The following is a 17,452-nucleotide window of genomic DNA, read 5'->3' as shown; positions in this document are numbered from 1 at the left end:
ATTCCTATTTGAGAAACATCGTCATGAAAAACGTTGCCATGAAAGCCGAGAGTTACCGGATTGCAGAAGCCCAAGCGGTGCTGTCTGCGCCGCCGCATTGTATTGAACTCTTGCGACAGGGCAATACTGAAAAAGGTGATGCGCTAAAAACCGCACGTATTGCAGGAATTTTAGCCGCCAAGCGCACCGATGAGCTGATTCCATTGTGTCATCCATTGCCGATTTACCGTGCCGATGTTGAATTTGAACTGCATGAAGCGGCGGTGACTATTGTGGCAACCGTGGAAACCATTGGGCCAACTGGGGTGGAAATGGAGGCGCTGACCGCAGCCAGTCTTGCGGCACTGACCTTGTATGACATGCTGAAACCACACTGTGAGCCTGAAGATTTGCAGATGGATCAGTGCCGTTTGCTCAAGAAAAAAGGCGGAAAATCGCATTTTGTCCGACAGCTCAAACATAGTTTAAACGCCTCGGTAATTGTATTGTCCGATACGGTTGCCGCAGGTAAAAAGCCGGATACCGCAGGGCAGAGCGTCATGCAGATGCTTGAAGACGCCAATTTTAGCGAGATTGCCTATCAGGTGATTGCCGATGACCCTGAGGCATTGCTGGCACTCATCGAACAACAAAAAAACCATTATCCACTGATTGTTACAGTCGGTGGCACAGGCTTAGGCCCGAAAGATTTGACCATTGAAACCTTGCAGCCGTTATTGCAACGTGAAATTCCGGGCTTGATGGAAGCCGCGCGTAGCTTTGGGCAAAAACGTACCCCGTATGCCGCCCTGTCACGTGGCGTGGCAGGTTATATCGACAACAGTCTGGTGATTACTCTACCAGGCAGTCGTGGCGGCGCGAGCGAGTCGCTGACCGCAATTCTACCTGCATTGGTACATCTGTTTGATGTACAAAAAAATATTCCGCATGCGGGAGGCTATCAATGAGTGGCTGTGGTGCAGAACATGGGCTGATTTCGATTGATCAGGCTTTGACCCTGATTGCCGAAACCGTTCAGCCACTTGAGCCTGAGATTGTCGCTGTCGAGCAAGCCTTGCAACGGGTCTTGGCAGAGGATGTGTATGCACCTGTCGACTTACCAATTTTTTCGCAAAGCGCGGTGGATGGTTATGCATTGGCAGCTGCACAGCATCCGATCGATGCAGGGCAATGTTTTCAGGTCATCGGTGAAGTCCGTGCAGGGCAAGTCAGCGAACTACAGCTTGAAGCAGGGCAAGCAGTACGGATTTTTACAGGTGGCAAGATTCCCGAAGGCACAACTACGGTGGCACGTCAGGAAATTGTGCAGCTCCACGTGGAACAACAGATAAAACTGACCGAAGACTTGAATGAACATGCCGATATCCGCGATGTAGGCGAAGAAGTACAGGCAGGACAGGTACTTGCCACTCAGGGACAACGTCTGGGTGTTGGTGCAATTGCGGCACTGTGTATGACGGGTGTGCAGCAGGTTTTGGTCTATCGTCAAGCCAAAATTGCGGTGGTGGTCACGGGGGATGAAGTCGCTAGCCATGTCGATGAATTACAGCAAGGCAAAATTTTCGATGCCAATACCCCGATGCTCAAAGCATGGTGTCAGCAACACGGTTTAGCCGCAGAATTTTTCTTGGTTGCCGATCAGGAAACTGCGCTGACCGAGCTATTGCAGGCTGTGCAATCCCGTTGTGATCTGATCATTACCACGGGCGGTGTGTCGGTCGGGGATTATGATTTTGTGCGACCTGTAGCACTGAACTTGGGGTTTCAGCAGGTGTTCTGGAAAGTTAAACAAAAACCGGGCAAACCGATGTTTTTTGCCTGTGCCCAATCGGCTGAACACACTTGCTATTTGCTTGGATTACCGGGCAACCCTGCGGCGGTGTATGTGGCCTTGCAAGTCTATGTCACAAGTTTGCTGCGTGGTTTAGTCGGGCAAACAGTGAGTCCCGCATGGATCAGTGCAGTGCTGCAACATGAGCTCAAGCCTGATCGCCGCGAGCGTTTTTTAAGAATGTCAGCGCAGATTAAGCAAGGCCAATTACAGGTCACTGCCCTGAAAAAACAGCAGTCGCACATGCTCAGCAACTTATTCGAGAGTAATTTTTTGCTGCGAGTTCCTGCCGATACGGTACTGAGTGCAGGCACATTACTCAACGGCATTTATCTGGATTAGGGTGATAGACATGCGCTTGATTTCTCAACTCAGTCTTTTTATGGTGGGAACATTCACTGCACTATGGGTACATGCGGGTGAGGTAAAAGTCTATGCTGCTGCCAGCCTGACCAATGCCGTGACAGAGATTGCCAAGCTGTATCAACAGCAGCATCCGGGCACTAAAGTCGTGCCTGTGTATGCGGCATCCTCAACACTGGTCAAGCAAATCGTGGCAGGTGCATCGAGCGATATTTTCTTTTCTGCTGATCAGGACTGGATGAGCTATTTGCTGCAAAAACAGGAGGTCAGCCCTCAATACATCAAGCCATTGCTACGCAATCAGGTGGTATTGATCAGCCCGAAAAACCTGAATATCAAGGTTCAGACCAATAGTCATTTTGCCTTTGCCCAAGCCTTTAGCGGTAAGTTATGTACAGGGCAAATGGAATCCGTACCTGTCGGGAAATATGCCAAACAAAGCCTGATCAAGCTCAACTGGCTTAGCAGCCTGCAAGGTCGGATTGTCGGGACAGATGATGTACGCGCTGCGCTGACCTTTGTCGAGCGTGGCGAGTGTGATGTCGGGATTGTCTATAAAACCGATGCCTTGGTCAGCCACAAAGTCAAGATTATCGGGGTACTGCCTGATAACTCGCATGATGCGGTGATTTATCCTGTGGCACTGACCAAAGTTGGTGAGCAAAATCCTGAAGCACAGCAGTTTTATCGTTTTATGAGCCACAGTGTACAAGCCTTGGCTATTTTTAAGCATTATGGTTTTAGCATAAACCGCTAATAGGATGCAGCGATGTTATCGCCTGAAGAACTGAGTGCGTTGGCACTCTCCGCCAAAGTTGCACTTTGGGCGACCCTGTTGTGTTTGCCCTTTGCGATTGCTGTGGCATGGAGTCTGGTGCGCTTGCAGTTTCGGCTGAAATTTTTACTCGAAGCCTGTTTGCAATTGCCGATGGTACTGCCGCCTGTGGTGCTGGGTTATGGTTTGCTGGTGCTGTTTGGCAATCAGGGCTGGATCGGGCATGCCTTGCAGCAGTTCGGGATTCAGCTGGCATTTAACTGGAAAGGGGCAGTTCTAGCCTCCATGGTGGTGGCTTTTCCGCTGATGGTGCAGCCGATCAAGCTGTCATTTCAGCTGATCGACCAGCGTCTTGAGCATGTTGCCGCGAGTCTGGGTGCCAATCCGTGGCAGGTGTTTTACAGTGTCAGTTTACCGATGGCAATTCCTGGCATCATCATTGGCAGCATTTTGTGTTTCAGCCGCAGTCTGGGCGAGTTTGGTGCCACCATTACTTTTGTCGGCAACATTCCCGATGAAACCCGCACCGTGCCGATCGCGATTTATTCGTTGCTACAACAGCCCGATGGAGAGCATATGGCGCTACGTCTGGTGATGCTGTCAGTGGCACTGGCATTTGCGGCACTGATTGCCAATCATGTGATTTTGCAAAAATATCAGCAACGTTTGGGGCGAATGTAAATGCTGAACTGTCAGTTTGAATATCGCCAAGCCGATTTTGCCTTGCAGGTCGATTTGCAGACACAAGCACCTGTATTGGGGATTGTTGGGGCATCGGGTTCAGGGAAATCTAGTTTTTTCAAATGCCTTGCAGGATTGCTGCAACCGCAACAGGGTAGAATTCAGCTCAATCAACAGACTTTATTTGACAGTCAGCAAGGGCTGAATGTGCCTGTACATCAGCGCAATATCGCCTTTATTTTTCAGCAAGCTTGCCTGTTTCCGCATTTAAATGTGTTGCAAAATATTGGTTATGCTCAGCGCTGGAAGCCATCGCAAGCATCGAAATTTGCCAGTAGTTATATTGTGGAATTACTGGGTTTGCTGCCGTTATTGAAGCGCAAGGCACATCAGCTTTCAGGCGGCGAAGCACAACGGGTGGCGATTGCGCGGGCGCTGCTGTCATCGCCCGATTTATTGTTACTAGATGAACCGACGACAGGCTTAGATCTACAACTTCGCCAGCAGCTACTGAGTTTTTTAAATACCATTCAGCAGGAACTGGCGATTCCGATGCTGTACATCACCCATCATGTAGAAGAATTGCAGCAACTGAATGCCCCGCAACTCTGTCTGGCTGAAGGGCATTTGCATTATCAGGATTGAGAGGAGATGCTTTCGACTCGTTGTAAACGGCGACCTTCGACCCAGCGAATCCATAGACTGATCAGCCCCATAATCGCCGCAAGGGTCACCACCGCTTGCCAGCCTGCCACGGCATAGGCTTTGCTGCCGAGCCATGAACCCGATGCCATGCCGGTAAATACACCTGTAAATAACACTGCATTTAAACGCCCGCGTGCAGTCGGTTCTAGGCTATACACAAGGGTTTGATGTGCCACCAGACTGGCTTGTAGCCCCAAGTCAAAGCCAATTGCAGCAATCGCAATTAAAAGCAGTTGAGTATGCATCGACAGCATTGGCAACACCCACATTGCCGTAAACGACAGCATCACCAGTACAGCCCCCAGTTGCGTTACCCGATGTGAGCCATAGCGGTCAGACAATGACCCTGCAATCGGCGCAGCCAAAGCGCCTGCCGCACCTGCAATCCCAAAACCACCTGCTGCTGCACTGCCCAAGTGATAATGCTCCGCCAACATCACGGCAAGGGTTGACCAAAAGGCACTAAACGCCACCGAAAGCAGGCCTTGTGCCAGTGCAGCATGACGCAACGCAGGGTAGTGCCGCCACAAGTGGCGCATTGAACCGAGCAAGGCAAAGTAACCGAGCTGTGCATGCGGCTGAAAGCGTGGCAGCACGCGCCATAAACCCATCGCCACCACAAATACACTAATCGCTGCCAGTTGATACATGGCGCGCCAGCCCCAGTAGGCGGCAATCACACCACTCACGGTTCGCGACAGTAAAATCCCGAGTAACAGCCCTGTCATGACGGTGCCGACAAATTTACCCTGTTGTCCCGCAGGCGCAAGGATTGCAGCACTCGGGACGATGTCCTGTGCCATGGTCGCGGTAATGCCCACCACCAGACTCAACAGCAGCACACTGTAGAGCCCCTGACTCAAACTGAGTACCAGCAAAGACACAATCAGCAATAGGCTTTTGACCAGAATCAGTACACGACGGTCATAGCGGTCGCCTAGTGGAATCAGGAAGAAAATCCCCAAGGCATAGCCGATTTGCGTCAGCATCGGAATCAGCCCCAAATCACCCACTGCGATATGCAAGTCACTGGAAAATAACGGCAAAATGGGTTGAGCATAGTACAGACACGCTACAGCAATACCTGCACCTGTTGCCAGCATAAACACCAATAAGGACGAAACAGATCGGGTGGGGGCAGCAGCAGTCATAATGGCAATCTCTTGATCGGGGCAGGAACAGAGGGCTATTTTTGGGCAAATGCCGGCATTGTGGTAGCGGTGGTCATGGTAAAATAGTTATACGCCAAACGTATAACCATAATCAAAATGAAATCTCTTGAACGTATAGATCGGCTGGAACTGCTGCATACCCTGATTCGGATTGTTGAAACGGGTTCACTTTCGGGAGCTGCACGTCAGCTTGAAGTCTCGCAGGCAACCGTGAGTCGGCGTTTAAGTACGCTGGAGCAACTGCTTGGGGCAAAATTGCTGCTCCGTACCACGCATGCGACCAAACTCACCGATGATGGCGAGCGCTGTTATCAGCATGCCAAAAACCTGATTGATGACTGGCTAAATCTGGAAGAGGAGCTGAAACAGGTGGCGGATGAACCTGTTGGTTTGCTGCGGGTACGCGCTCCGCATGCCTTTGGTCAACAGCAATTGTTGCTGCCTGTTCTGGATTTTTTAAAGCGTTATCCTGCATTGAATATTGAATGGCGGCTCAGTGACGCTGCACCTGATTTTTTAGCTGATCATATTGACTGCGCGATTCATGTCGGTTTTGAACCTGACCCCAATACGGTAGCCATTTTACTGGCTGAAGTGCCACGGATTATGGTGGCAAGTCCTGAACTGTTGGCGCGTTCACCTGAGATTGAAAAGATTGAAGATTTAGAGTCTTTCCCTTGGATTGAACTCAGTACTTATTATCGGCATGAAATTCGCCTCAAAAACCAGCTGACCCAGCAAATTCATAGTGTGCCGATTCAGCCACGGTTAAGTACCGACAGCTTATTTGTCCTGAAAAATGCAGCATTGCGGGGCTTAGGTGTGGCGGTGATTTCCAGTTGGCTGGCGGCTGATGCACTGACAGAGGGAACACTGGTGAATATCTTGCCTGAGTGGCAAGCAGCACCGTTGCCTGTGTATCTGGTCTATCCGTGGGCGCGCTATTATCCTGCACGGTTACGCCAATTTTTAAGCCTGATGCGTGAGGTCATGCCGACCATTTCGGGCATGCAGCAACTGAAATAATCACAGAAGTCGCTATTTAAAATTGGCAATGCTGCTGAGGATTTATGCTATTTTAATTTAAGTTTGACGAATATTTTCCAAAAATTGGAGATATGAATAGGTCATCTGCAACTGTTCGAGCCAGACCAACATTTTAAAGGTACTGTTTTTGCAATATCTTTAATTAGAATATGATGTTAAGCGAGTTTTGCAGATGATAATGGTTTTGCCTACTTTTCCCGAAAGAAAAGTAGGTCGAGCCGAAGGCTAATGCTGAAATATGTGTTAAAACTTTAAGACTCTGCTATCACTATTCATTTATTTTCAATATCTTAAAAAGGTATTGAGTAAACTTAGTTTTTAGTAAAACTTTTGCCCAATCTTGGGTGAATGAATTAGTTTTGTTGGCTTGTGCCTGCGCATTTTATTGTTTATTGATTTTGTTCGAGTTGATCATGACTAACCGTGTTTCTCACCCACAGCAGCAAGCAGAGTTATCGCCATTGCACGACAGCCCGTTGCCGCTGTATGAACAAGTCAAGCAACTGATTACTAAAAAAATCCAAGATGGAATTTGGCCAGCCAACTATAAAATTCCCTCAGAAATGGAGCTGGTCAAGTTACTTGGCTGTAGCCGCATGACCATCAACCGTGCCTTGCGTGAACTGACCGAACAGCGCTTTTTGACCCGTATTCAGGGCGTGGGGTCATTTGTGGCAGAGCGACAAAGCGAAGCGGCACTGTTCCAGATCGACAACATCGCCAAAGAGATCGAAAGCCGTAACCATCGCCATCGTTCCGAGATTATTTTGTTGGAACAGATTCGCGCCAACAAGGAACAATGCCTGCAAATGCAGGTCGCAATTGGGCAGAAACTCTATCATTCGATTCTGGTTCATTTTGAAAATGATATTCCTGTGCAGCTTGAAGACCGTTTGGTCAATGCCGCGCTGATTCCCAATTATATTCAGCAGGATTTTACCCAAATCACTCCGAATGATTATCTGGTGAAACGTGTGCCGATTAGTCAGGGCGAACACATTGTGGAAGCGATTTTAGCCAATGCCAAAGAATGCAAATGGCTGGAAATCAGCAAGACTGAACCGTGCTTATTGCTCAAGCGCCGTACCTGGACAGGCGAGCATATCGTGTCGAGTGCACGCCTGATTTACCCAGGTAGCCGTTATTATCTGAAAGGCAAATTTACCCCGACCATGCGCTACTAAGTTGTCTTGAAAACTCACGAAGTTGTACAAGTCAGATAGAATATGCACTGAAAAATGCGCCTAAAAATTACAAAATGCTTTCGTCTAGTGCGTAAAAAACTGACGAGTTTTGCTGTCAAAATGACAGTGTGATGAAAATGATAATTAAAAATATTATTATAAAATAATGTCTTATTAAATTTTTAAAAAATTTTTAATCCCCTCTCTATTTTTTTAAAAAAAACTGATTTATATTTCAACTTGTATATACAAGTTTATACATATACAGGATGTAGAGAGAGTCATTTTGATGCGCTCTTTGTAGAACTTAAAGCAACGGTAGCGAGTAAATACACGTGGGAAATATGATTTCAGAACAGCTCAAGGCTGAAGCAAACCACAACAAACAGGATTTTGCCGTGGAGACTCATCTCTCTTACGCGCAGCAAAATAACAGTGCATGGATGACCTATCTGGCACAGATCGAACGGGTCAAGCCATTTCTTGGCGACCTCACCCAATATATTGATACCTTAAAAAATCCAAAGCGTGCGCTGATTGTGGATGTGCCTGTGGTCATGGATGACGGTTCCATTCGTCATTTTGAAGGCTATCGGGTACAGCATAACTTGTCACGTGGGCCAGGCAAGGGCGGGATTCGTTTTCATCCCAATGTCGATCTGAATGAAGTCATGGCCTTGTCAGCATGGATGACCATTAAAACTGCAGTACTGAATCTACCATTTGGTGGTGCCAAAGGCGGTATTCGGGTTGATCCACGCCAGTTGTCAGATGCCGAGCTTGAACGTTTGACCCGCCGTTATACCAGTGAAATCAGCCATATTATTGGCCCGCAAAAAGATATTCCTGCGCCCGATGTTGGTACCAATCCACGGGTGATGGCATGGGTCATGGACACTTATTCGATTGAACAAGGTCATACTGTGACAGGTGTGGTCACAGGAAAACCTGTGCATTTGGGCGGTTCATTGGGTCGTGTTAAAGCCACAGGACGCGGTGTGTTTGTCACAGGTTGTCAGATTGCCCAGAAAATTGGTTTGTCGGTTGCAGACAGCCGTGTTGCAGTACAAGGTTTTGGCAATGTCGGCAGTGAAGCCGCGATTTTGTTTGCTGAAACAGGCGCAAAAGTGGTGTGTGTGCAAGACCACACAGGCACGATTTTCAATGAAACAGGTTTAGATACACATGCCTTGCAACAGCATGTGCAGCAGCATGGTGGTGTGGCAGGTTTTGTCGGTGCGACAGAAATTGAAGCAGAGGCATTTTGGGATGTTCAGGCAGAAATCCTGATTCCTGCGGCACTGGAAGGGCAGATCACCGCAGAACGCGCAGAAAAATTACAGGCGCGTTTAGTCCTCGAAGGGGCAAATGGCCCAACCTATCCAGAAGCGGACGATATTTTGCATCGTCGTGGAGTGATTGTGGTACCTGATGTGATTTGTAACGCAGGCGGTGTCACGGTGAGTTACTTCGAGTGGGTGCAGGACATGTCGAGCTTCTTCTGGAGTGAAACCGAAATTAACCAGCGTCTGGACACCATCATGTGTAATGCAGTTGCCGATGTCTGGAACAAGGCACAAGAAAAGCACTGCAACTTGCGTACCTCAGCCTATATTTTGGCATGTGAACGCATTCTCATGGCACGTAAAGAACGCGGGATTTACCCTGGAAAATAATTGAATGCAGATTGCGCCCAAGTGGCGCAAACTGGAAATGGACTCAGTTTGAATAGGGGTGAAAATTTCCCCCTATGCATCATCTGATAGCAGGCAGACTTGCTTTCAGACCTCTATGAGCAGGAGCTAAGTGGTTTAGCTTCGCATAGAACAAACGCGACACAATGCTGCCGTGGCTTGCTTGGTGCATAAAATGAAATTGGCTATTTTTCAATAAATTAGAGGTTAATATGAATCAGCCAATGACGATTACCCGAAATGACTTCAACCAATGGATGGTGCCTGTGTTTGCTCCTGCCAATTTTATTTTGGTCCGTGGCGAAGGTTCTCGTGTCTGGGATCAGCAAGGTAAAGAATATATTGATTTTGCTGGGGGAATCGCGGTCAATGCATTGGGGCATGCCCATCCTGTTGCGATTCAGGCGTTAACTGAACAGGCACAAAAGCTCTGGCATATTGGCAACGGTTATACTAACGAGCCTGTTTTACGTTTAGCCAAACAACTCACCGATTCAACTTTTGCCGAAAAAGTCTTTTTTGCCAACTCAGGCGCGGAAGCCAACGAAGCTGCACTGAAACTGGCACGCAAATATGGCAATGACAGTGGTGTCGAAGGCAAAAACCAGATTGTGGCGTTTAACAATGCCTTTCATGGTCGTACCTTATTTACCGTGACTGCGGGCGGTCAGCCGAAATATTCACAAGATTTTGCACCATTACCAGAAGGTATTCAGCACGTTGCTTATAACGATTTGGCTGCGGCTGCTGCGGTGATCAATGACAAAACCTGTGCCGTAATTGTTGAGCCGATTCAGGGTGAAGGCGGCGTGTTGCCTGCCGATGCTGAATTTTTAAAAGGTTTACGTGAACTGTGTGATCGTCACAATGCCTTGCTAATTTTTGATGAAGTGCAAACTGGCGTTGGTCGTACAGGCGCGTTGTATGCGTATATGAATACTGATGTTGTGCCTGATGTCTTGACCACAGCCAAAGCCTTGGGTGGCGGTTTCCCAATCGGGGCGATGTTGACCACCGATGCCTTAGCGAAAGTGCTGACTGTAGGTTCACACGGCACAACTTACGGTGGCAATCCACTGGCTTGCGCTGTAGCCAATGCTGTATTTGATTTTATTAACAGCCCTGAAGTGCTCGACGGCGTGAAAGCACGTCATCAGCAGTTTGTGGCAGGCATTGAAGCGATTAATGCCAAATATCCAGTCTTTAGCCAAGTGCGTGGCGAAGGTCTGTTGATCGGCTGTGTACTCAAAGATGAATATGCAGGTCAAGCTAAACAAGTCACCAACCTCGCTGCCGAAGAAGGATTATTGGCACTGGTGGCAGGCACAGACGTGGTACGTTTTACCCCATCGCTGATTATCCCAGAAGCGGATATTATCGAAGGATTACAACGCTTTGAACGTGCTGTTGCCCGTCTCGTAAAATAAGGATATTGCCCCATGATGATCGTACGCCACGCCGAGCACCGCGATTTAGACGACATTTATCAGCTTGCCACCAAGGCAGGTACAGGCTTGACCTCATTGCCTCCCAATAAAGATATCTTGTCGGCACGAATCGAACGTACCCGTAACACCTTAAATGGTGAAGCCAGCAAACATGAACAGGGTTATTTGTTCGTGCTGGAAGACCAGTCCAATGGACGCGTGGTCGGGGTCAGTGCCTTGGAAGTCGCGGTCGGTCTGACCGAGCCATGGTACAACTTCCATGTCGGTACACAGGTGCATGCGTCAAAGGCGTTGAATGTCTATAAAGTTTTGCCAACCCTGTTTTTAAGCAATGACCATACAGGCTATAGCGAACTGTGTACGTTGTTCCTTGATCCTGATTATCGGCATAGCAACAATGGCAAATTTTTGTCGAAAATCCGCTTTTTGTTTATTGCGGCATTTCGCCAGTTTTTTCAGCAACGTCTGCTCGCAGAAATGCGTGGGGTATCCGATGAGCAGGGACGCTCACCATTTTGGAATGAACTCGGTAAGCACTTCTTTAATATGGACTTCTCTACTGCGGATTATTTAAGTGGTATCGGGCAAAAAGTCTTTATTGCCGAACTGATGCCACGTTATCCGCTGTATGTGGACTTGCTGCCTGAGAGCGCACGCAATGTGATTGGTAAAGTGCATCCACAAACCTTGCCTGCTTACCACGTATTGGAGGCAGAAGGTCTGCGTTATCAGGGTTATGTCGATATTTTTGATGCAGGACCGACCATTGAAGCCGAACTGGATGACTTGCGTGCCGTCAAGGATAGTCGTCTGGTGTCTGTCAAAATTGGTAGCGTCGACAGCAAAAAATCTCCTTCCCATTATTTAGTTGCGAACGATGCGTACTACGACTACCGCGCCTTGCTGATTCAAGGTCAGTTGCACGATGAAATGCTGTATTTAACCGCCGAGCAGGCACAGCAGCTTGAAGTGATTGAAGGACAATCCGTACGTATTTTGGCACTTAATCCATTGGAAAAATAACATGTCAGAACAAGCTTTATATATTGCAGGAACATGGCTGCAAGGGCGAGGTGCACCCTTAGAAAAAACCAATCCAGTCACGAATCAGTTGATTTGGAAATCAAATTCAGCAAATTCAGCCGACGTGGATGCCGCTTGTCAGGCAGCCCGCAGTGCATTTAAACATTGGGCGCGTCAAAGTCTGGACGTGCGGGTTGAAGTGGTGCAATGCTTTGCCAGTTTGCTAGAACAAAACAAAAACCAGTTGGCGGAAGTGATTAGTCAGGAAACCAGTAAACCGTACTGGGAAACCTTGACCGAAGTGCAAGCCATGATCGGTAAAGTGGCGATTTCACTGCGTGCTTATGAACAGCGCACAGGTGAGAGCAGCACGACTATGGCAGATGGTGTGGCATCGTTACGTCACCGCCCACATGGTGTGCTTGCGGTATTTGGCCCGTATAACTTCCCAGGACATTTACCCAACGGGCACATTGTCCCTGCACTGATTGCAGGCAACAGCATCGTGTTTAAGCCGAGCGAACTCACACCGTGGACTGCCGAAGCAACCGTGAAGTTGTGGCAACAGGCAGGCTTACCGAGTGGCGTATTGAACTTGGTTCAAGGCGGCCGTGAAACAGGCGAAGCGCTTGCACAACACCCTGAAATTGATGGCTTATTGTTTACAGGTAGTGCCAGCACAGGCTACCAGTTAAACCGTCAGATGGCAGGCGCGCCTGAGAAAATCTTGGCACTGGAAATGGGTGGCAACAACGCGCTGATCGTGGAAGATTTTGAAGATGTTAATGCTGCGGTCAATGTCGCCATTCAATCTGCCTTTATTTCTGCGGGACAGCGCTGTACCTGTGCCCGTCGTATTTTGGTGAAACATGGCGCACAAGGCGATGCGTTCATTCAGCGTTTGGTTGAGGTGGCAGGCAAGTTACAGATTGGCGCTTGGGATACTGAACCACAACCATTTATGGGTGGGGTGATTTCATCGGCTGCGGCTGAGCGCATGTTACATGCACAGCAAGCCCTTCTGGATTTGGGGGCAACTTCATTGCTCGCCATGACCCGTTTGCAAGCGGATAGCAGCTTACTCAGTGCGGGAATTTTAGAGGTGACAGGCGTTGCCAATGTACCTGATGAAGAATATTTCGGGCCATTGACCTGTATTCAGCGTTATGACGATTTTGCACAGGCTGTAGAGCTGGCGAACAAAACCCGTTTTGGCTTGGCAGTGGGTTTGATTGCCACGCAACGCGCCTTGTTTGACGAGCTGTTGATTGAAGCCCGTGCAGGGATTGTCAACTGGAATAAACCATTAACAGGGGCATCCAGTGCTGCACCGTTTGGTGGTGTCGGCGCATCGGGCAACCATCGTCCAAGTGCTTTTTATGCAGCGGATTACTGCGCATGGCCAATGGCATCACTGGAAACTGACAGTCTGAGCCTGCCTGAAAAATTAACACCAGGGTTGGTGTTGGAATAAGCCACGGAAATTGGAGAAGAAAATGTTAGGTTATGAAGTCAATTTTGATGGTTTAGTTGGCCCCACTCACCACTACGCAGGTTTGTCATTTGGCAATGAAGCCTCGACCAAACACCGCAATCTGGTGTCTAACCCGAAACTTGCGGCCAAGCAAGGTTTAGAAAAAATGAAAGCCCTGAGTGATTTGGGCTTGAAACAAGGTGTGTTGGTACCCCATGAGCGTCCACATGTGCCGATGTTGCGTAAGCTCGGTTTTCGTGGTGATGATGCCAGCATACTTGCACAAGCGATGCAGTACGCACCGCAACTGCTTTCATCATTGAGTTCGGCATCCTGTATGTGGACTGCCAATGCAGCAACCGTGTCACCCTCTGCCGACAGTGCCGATGGTCGGGTGCATTTTACCGCAGCCAACCTCAACAATAAGTTTCACCGTTCGATTGAAGCGGATACCACTTCGCAGGTCTTGCAGGCGATTTTCCGTGATGAACAACATTTCGCGCATCATGCGGCATTACCTCAAGTGGCACTGTTTGGTGATGAAGGTGCAGCCAACCACAACCGTTTGGGAGGTAGCTATGCCGAGCGCAGTGTGCAGGTGTTTGTTTATGGACAGCAGCATTTTAATGGTGAAGCAGGGCCGAAACGCTACCCAGCACGTCAGACCCGTGAAGCCAGTGAAGCGATTGCGCGTTTGCATCAGCTCGATGCTGCACACACGGTATTTGTACAGCAGCATCCTGATGTGATTGATCAGGGCGTTTTCCATAATGACGTAATCGCGGTCAGCAACCAGCAAGTGCTGTTTCACCATCAACAGGCGTTTTTACATCAGGCACAGGCACTCGATGAAATTCGCCGCAAAATGGCAATGCTAGAGCAAGAACTGATTGCGATTGAGGTGCCGACCCAACGTGTTTCGGTGGATGATGCCGTAGCGACTTATCTGTTTAACAGTCAGATTTTGACCCGTCCAGATGGTGGCATGAGCATTGTTGTACCTGAAGAATCTCGCAAAAATGCGGCAGTTTGGGGCTACCTGAATGACATGATTCAAATGGGTACACCGATTGATGAGATTAAAGTGTTTGACCTACGTGAAAGTATGCAAAACGGTGGCGGGCCTGCCTGCTTGCGCTTGCGTGTTGCCTTGAATGAACAGGAATTACAGGCGGTGAATCCCAAAGTGCTGATGAATGAGCAGCTCTTTATGGCACTCAATCAATGGGTAGATCGTCATTACCGTGACCGTTTAACTCAAGCCGATCTGGTCGATCCACAGTTGTTGATCGAAAGCCGTCAGGCACTGGATGAACTGACGGTATTGTTGAATCTCGGCTCGATCTACCCGTTCCAACAAATCTAGGAGTGGTCAGTGATGCAGGATTTCTTGGCAATGACGCTCAGTGGTCAATTCCCTGAGCCACAGCAGGGGCAGCAGCATGGTTTTGCTTGGCACTGGCTGGCAGAAGGGGTACTGGAACTGACGCCAGTGCAGGACTATCACAAAGTGGTGGTGCTTTCGGCTGGTATTCATGGCAATGAAACTGCGCCGATTGAGTTGTTAAATCAACTGTGTAGCGATCTATTTGCTGGGAAATTGGCATTACAAGTCCGCTTGCTGATCATTTTTGGTAATCCAGAAGCCATGCGTCAGGGACAGCGTTATCTGAATGCTGACCTGAACCGCATGTTTATGGGCGGGGTCAGTGAGTTTACAGAAAGCGCTGAAACTGCACGTGCCAAAGGGTTGGAGCAACTGGTGCAGCAATTTATGCAGCACAGTGACCCACAGGCGATTCGTCTGCACTATGACTTGCACACCGCTATCCGTGCATCACTGTTACCGACCTTTGGTTTGCTGCCGTATAAAAGTGAACCTTTCGACTCTGAATTTTTAAGCTCGCTGGAGGCAGCAGATCTGGATGCTCTGGTACGACACCAGAGCCTTGGACGCACCTTTAGCCAGTTGACCGCAGAAACCTGCCAAGCCTCTAGCTGCACGCTGGAGCTGGGCAAAGCCTTGCCGTTTGGCTGCAACGACCTGAGTCAGTTTCAGGCAACTGACACCATGTTGCGCAGTGTGGTGGCAGGGCAAGCTTTACCACCACGTGGTAAGACCAGTGCGATGCGTCAGTTTCAGGTGCAGTATTCACTGCTCAAGCAACATGACGACTTCAAGCTGTATCTCAGTGATGATGCCCCGAATTTTACCGTGTTCGAGCAGGGAGAGCTATTGTGTACCCAGCAACAGCAGGAAACGCGGGTGCAGCACACACAAGAATGGATTTTATTTCCCAACCCGAACGTACAAAAAGGATTACGTGCAGGGCTGATGCTGACAGAAGACACAGGCGCTTAGCACCCAAAGCTTCCGTCACAGCAGAAATGAAAAGGACTGACAGTTAATTACAGCGCAATGCTGGCTAGGAGTGGCGATGAATCGGGAACATAAAGAGACTCACGCATTAATGGGGGATGGTGATCTGTTGGGTCATCATCATATAGAGCAGGAACCGCAACTTGACCGAGCATTAAGCAATCGGCATATCCAGTTGATTGCCATTGGTGGCGCGATTGGTACGGGACTGTTCATGGGGTCAGGTCAGACCATTGCATCTTCGGGAACATCGGTTTTACTGACCTATATGATCGTTGGTTTTTTCTTCTTTTTTGTCATGCGTGCCATGGGAGAATTGTTACTCTCCAACACCAGCTATAAATCGTTTGTGGATTTTGCCACAGCGTATCTAGGGCCATGGGCGGGCTTTTTTCTGGGCTGGTCATACTGGCTGGGCTGGGTGGTGACCGCGATTGCCGATATTATTGCCATAGGCGGTTATATGCAGTTCTGGTATCCCGATTTGCCTGTGTGGTTGCCTGCCTTGGCCACCATTGGCATTTTAACCACGCTGAATTTGCTGACCGTAAAAATGTTTGGTGAAACCGAGTTCTGGTTTTCCATGATCAAGATTGTGGCGATTATTGCCTTTTTGATTTTGGGTATCAGTCTGGTCAGCATCGGTTTTGTATCGCCAAATGGTGTCAAGGCATCCTTTCATCATATTACCGATCCAGCCTCATTTTTACCGCATGGCATTACGGGCTTTCTCAGTGGTTTTCAAATGGCAGTGTTTGCCTTTTTGGGCATCGAACTGGTCGGGACAACTGCCGCGGAAACTAAAAATCCTGAAAAATCATTACCAAAAGCCATTAACTCGATTCCTTGGCGCATTCTGTTATTTTACATTGGCGCTTTGCTGGTGATTATTTCGGTGATGTCATGGCAGCATGTTGACCCGAACCAAAGCCCTTTTGTCGCGCTGTTTAAACTGGTCGGGCTAACCGCTGCTGCTGCCGTGGTGAACTTTGTGGTACTGACCTCTGCCATGTCTTCGGCAAACAGTGGAATTTTTGCCACCAGCCGTATGCTCTATGGTTTGGCTGTTGAGCAGGATGCACCACAGCGCTTTACCCGATTGTCTAAGGGTAAAGTCCCTGTCCAAGCGATTTTGTGTTCGATGGGCTGTGTGGTGGCAGGCACCACGATTTTATTTATCACGCCAAATGTCATGTCGGCATTTAATATTGTGACCGCATTTACCTCGATTTTAACTGTGTTTGCCTTTGGTATGATTTTGTTATCATATTTGGCTTACCGCAAACAACGTCCTGATTTACATGAACAATCGGCCTATAAAATGCCTGCGGGGATTTTTATGAGCTGGGCAGGCATCGCGTTTATGGTGTTTGTGGTGGCGATTTTATGTCTCGATCATGATACCCGCATTTCATTGTTTGCCTCACCGATTTGGTTTATCGGATTATTTATTGCCTACAAATACCGCAGTAACCGCGACCCAGAACGGACTTGGGTGTTAGAACGCGGACGCCGTATTGAGCCAGAGTCAGACTAAGCCATAAAAATTGTAACTGCCTTGCTTCGTGAGCGTAGGCAGTTGCTTAAACCAAAAAAACAGACTGCTTTCATAAAACATCATAAGGAATAAAAGCATCGCACAGCCGAGTTTCATGTAAGGCAATTTCAGCCTGAA

Annotated in this window: 15 protein-coding genes; 14 read left to right on the top strand and 1 reads right to left on the bottom strand. The window is 48.6% G+C overall.

Annotated features, from left to right (window positions below):
- The first annotated feature begins 23 nt into the window (after nucleotides 1–23).
- From moaCB to ACX1N5_RS03610, 5 genes are read left to right on the top strand one after another with little or no spacing between them, the layout of a single operon-like run.
- The gene (gene moaCB, locus ACX1N5_RS03630) at nucleotides 24–947 is read left to right on the top strand and encodes a bifunctional molybdenum cofactor biosynthesis protein MoaC/MoaB (protein WP_458799464.1); all 924 of its coding nucleotides are present in this window, start codon (nucleotides 24–26) and stop codon (nucleotides 945–947) included.
- Complete coding sequence (locus ACX1N5_RS03625) at nucleotides 944–2,173, top strand: molybdopterin molybdotransferase MoeA (RefSeq protein WP_458799466.1); 1,230 nt, start codon at nucleotides 944–946, stop codon at nucleotides 2,171–2,173. The genes moaCB and ACX1N5_RS03625 overlap by 4 nt, the downstream gene beginning before the upstream one ends.
- Before the next feature lie 10 nt (nucleotides 2,174–2,183).
- Nucleotides 2,184–2,951, top strand: coding sequence for a molybdate ABC transporter substrate-binding protein (modA, locus tag ACX1N5_RS03620; RefSeq protein ID WP_458799468.1), 768 nt, complete (start codon nucleotides 2,184–2,186; stop codon nucleotides 2,949–2,951).
- Nucleotides 2,952–2,963: 12 nt separating this feature from the next.
- Entirely contained in the window at nucleotides 2,964–3,650 is a 687-nt protein-coding gene (modB, locus tag ACX1N5_RS03615) for a molybdate ABC transporter permease subunit (RefSeq protein WP_458799470.1), read from the top strand.
- On the top strand, nucleotides 3,651–4,295 hold the full coding sequence (locus ACX1N5_RS03610) for an ATP-binding cassette domain-containing protein (protein ID WP_458799472.1): 645 nt from the start codon (nucleotides 3,651–3,653) through the stop codon (nucleotides 4,293–4,295). It abuts the gene before it with no gap.
- On the opposite strand, the gene ACX1N5_RS03605 is transcribed toward ACX1N5_RS03610, so the two are convergent.
- Nucleotides 4,286–5,506 carry an MFS transporter gene (locus ACX1N5_RS03605; RefSeq protein WP_458799474.1) on the bottom strand — a complete coding sequence of 407 codons (1,221 nt, stop codon included), beginning with the start codon at nucleotides 5,504–5,506 and terminating at the stop codon, nucleotides 4,286–4,288. The genes ACX1N5_RS03610 and ACX1N5_RS03605 overlap by 10 nt on opposite strands.
- 117 nt (nucleotides 5,507–5,623) lie before the next feature.
- Between ACX1N5_RS03605 and ACX1N5_RS03600 the strand changes: the two genes are divergently transcribed.
- The 9 genes from ACX1N5_RS03600 (at nucleotide 5,624) to ACX1N5_RS03560 (ending at nucleotide 17,314) form a co-directional block, all read left to right on the top strand.
- On the top strand, nucleotides 5,624–6,553 hold the full coding sequence (locus ACX1N5_RS03600; protein ID WP_458799476.1) for a LysR family transcriptional regulator: 930 nt from the start codon (nucleotides 5,624–5,626) through the stop codon (nucleotides 6,551–6,553).
- Nucleotides 6,554–6,987: 434 nt separating this feature from the next.
- Nucleotides 6,988–7,758 (top strand): histidine utilization repressor, encoded by a 771-nt coding sequence (gene hutC / locus ACX1N5_RS03595; RefSeq protein WP_458799478.1) that lies wholly within the window; start codon nucleotides 6,988–6,990, stop codon nucleotides 7,756–7,758.
- A 443-nt stretch (nucleotides 7,759–8,201) separates the two neighbouring features.
- Nucleotides 8,202–9,434 carry a Glu/Leu/Phe/Val family dehydrogenase gene (locus ACX1N5_RS03590; RefSeq protein WP_416224749.1) on the top strand — a complete coding sequence of 411 codons (1,233 nt, stop codon included), beginning with the start codon at nucleotides 8,202–8,204 and terminating at the stop codon, nucleotides 9,432–9,434.
- Nucleotides 9,435–9,664: 230 nt separating this feature from the next.
- Nucleotides 9,665–10,879 carry a bifunctional succinylornithine transaminase/acetylornithine transaminase gene (locus ACX1N5_RS03585; protein ID WP_458799480.1) on the top strand — a complete coding sequence of 405 codons (1,215 nt, stop codon included), beginning with the start codon at nucleotides 9,665–9,667 and terminating at the stop codon, nucleotides 10,877–10,879.
- Nucleotides 10,880–10,891: 12 nt separating this feature from the next.
- The gene (gene astA, locus ACX1N5_RS03580; RefSeq protein WP_004754719.1) at nucleotides 10,892–11,923 is read left to right on the top strand and encodes an arginine N-succinyltransferase; all 1,032 of its coding nucleotides are present in this window, start codon (nucleotides 10,892–10,894) and stop codon (nucleotides 11,921–11,923) included.
- A gap of 1 nt (nucleotide 11,924) precedes the next feature.
- Nucleotides 11,925–13,397 carry a succinylglutamate-semialdehyde dehydrogenase gene (gene astD / locus ACX1N5_RS03575; protein WP_458799482.1) on the top strand — a complete coding sequence of 491 codons (1,473 nt, stop codon included), beginning with the start codon at nucleotides 11,925–11,927 and terminating at the stop codon, nucleotides 13,395–13,397.
- A 22-nt stretch (nucleotides 13,398–13,419) separates the two neighbouring features.
- Complete coding sequence (gene astB / locus ACX1N5_RS03570) at nucleotides 13,420–14,763, top strand: N-succinylarginine dihydrolase (protein ID WP_458799484.1); 1,344 nt, start codon at nucleotides 13,420–13,422, stop codon at nucleotides 14,761–14,763.
- A 12-nt stretch (nucleotides 14,764–14,775) separates the two neighbouring features.
- Nucleotides 14,776–15,759 (top strand): succinylglutamate desuccinylase, encoded by a 984-nt coding sequence (gene astE / locus ACX1N5_RS03565; RefSeq protein ID WP_458799850.1) that lies wholly within the window; start codon nucleotides 14,776–14,778, stop codon nucleotides 15,757–15,759.
- Nucleotides 15,760–15,835: 76 nt separating this feature from the next.
- The gene (locus tag ACX1N5_RS03560) at nucleotides 15,836–17,314 is read left to right on the top strand and encodes an amino acid permease (protein WP_458799486.1); all 1,479 of its coding nucleotides are present in this window, start codon (nucleotides 15,836–15,838) and stop codon (nucleotides 17,312–17,314) included.
- Nucleotides 17,315–17,452 lie beyond the last annotated feature (138 nt).

The sequence above is a fragment of the Acinetobacter sp. ANC 4636 genome, assembly GCF_054454555.1.
The sequence above is the reverse complement of the archived record's forward strand: the minus strand, read 5'-3'. Positions and strand labels throughout refer to the sequence as shown.